The following is a 1,665-nucleotide window of genomic DNA, read 5'->3' as shown; positions in this document are numbered from 1 at the left end:
GGCAGGCGGCACTGGCGGGGGCGGTCGCGGGCACGCTGCCGGACCTCGACGTGTTTATCGACCACGGCGATGCCATTCGCAACATGACGCTGCACCGCACCGAGAGCCACGCGCTGCTGTGGCTGACGCTGGTGGCACCGTTACCTGGCTGGCTGGTGGCTGGCGCGACGCGCAGCCGGCAGCACTGGCGCGCCTGGTGCCTCGCCATCTGGCTGGCACTGATCACGCATCCGCTGCTGGACCTGACCACGGTGTACGGCACGCAGCTCGGACTGCCGCTGACCGATTACCCGTTCGCCATCGGCAGCATGTTCATCATCGATCCGCTCTACACGCTACCGCTGCTGATCGCCCTGATCGTCGCACTGTGGCGGCGGGATGCGTGCGGGCTACGCTGGAATCAGGCCGGATTGCTCATCAGTACGCTGTACCTGGGCTGGAGCATGGTGGCGCAAAGTGTTGCTACCCGACATATTGAGCACCAGCTGACGCAGCAGGCCGTGCAGCCGCAGCAACTGCTGGTGACGCCCACCGCGTTCAACACGCTGGTGTGGCGCACGGTAATTATCACGCCGCAGCGCTACGGGGAAGCATGGTGGTCGCTGCTGTCGCCCGATCGTCCCTTACAGATCCGCTGGTACGATCGTCATCCCGCGCTTTTTGCCCCGTTTAAAGGCCAGTGGCACGCCGAACGCGTTGCGTGGTTCAGCCATGGTTTCTATGCCATGCGCCAGCAGGGCAACGACACGCTGATCGTGGATTTGCGCATGGGGGAAGAGCCGGATTACACCTTTACCTTTAATCTCGGTTCCGCCGCAGCGCCGGCAGCAGCACCACAGCGGGAAGATTCGCTGCGGCCGTCGCTGGCGCAGGCGTGGCACAAATTCACGGAACGCTTATAACGAACAGGCCCGGATAACCGGGCCTGTTCGTTTAGGTGGATCAGGCTTTACGCCGGCGTAGCAGCCAGCCCATGGTCAGCACCACAAACCACAGTGGCGTCACCATCAGCGCCTGGCGGGTATCTTCCTGCAGCGTCAGCAGCACCAGCACAAAGGCAAAGAAAGCCATGCACACCCAGCACATCAGCTTGCCGAGTGGCATTTTGAAGCGTGACGCCGCATGCCGCTGCGGATGCTGTTTGCGGTAGGCCAGATAGCTGCACAGGATAATGGTCCAGACAAACATAAACAGAATCGCCGAAACCGTGGTCACCATGGTGAAGACCGTCATCACATCCGGAATCAGGTAGATCAACGCCACGCCAGCCAGCAGACACAGGCAGGAGAAGAACAGGCCGGTGGTCGGCACCGCGCGCGCCGAGAGACGGCCAAACGCCTTATGCGCCACGCCCTGTTCCGCCAGACCATACAGCATGCGGCTGGTGGAGAAAATGCCGCTGTTGGCTGAGGAGGCCGCGGAGGTTAGCACCACAAAGTTAACGATGCTGGCAGCGGCCGGCAGGCCAATCAGCACAAACATTTCAACGAATGGACTGCGATCCGGCATGACCTGGTTCCACGGCGTCACCGCCATGATCACCAGCAGCGCCAGCACGTAAAACATGATGATGCGCAGCGGGATCGCGTTGATGGCACGCGGCAGAACTTTATGCGGATCTTTGGTCTCCGCCGCCGCCGTACCCACCAGTTCAATGCCGACAAA

The 1,665-nt window shown here is 61.8% G+C and carries 2 protein-coding genes; one reads left to right on the top strand and one right to left on the bottom strand.

Annotated elements, in window-relative coordinates:
• Positions 1 to 902 (top strand): metal-dependent hydrolase (locus FT726_RS27160; RefSeq protein ID WP_346303839.1); only part of this gene is annotated, 902 nt, incomplete at its 5' end.
• Positions 903 to 942: 40 nt separating this feature from the next.
• Here FT726_RS27160 and FT726_RS27155 read toward each other — a convergent pair.
• Positions 943 to 1,665: amino acid permease (locus FT726_RS27155; protein WP_346303838.1), on the bottom strand; the 723-nt coding region annotated here is incomplete at its 5' end.

It is taken from the genome of Pantoea sp. Morm (assembly GCF_016643525.1).
Classification (GTDB): Bacteria; Pseudomonadota; Gammaproteobacteria; order Enterobacterales; family Enterobacteriaceae; genus Pantoea; species Pantoea dispersa.
The sequence above is the reverse complement of the archived record's forward strand: the minus strand, read 5'-3'. Positions and strand labels throughout refer to the sequence as shown.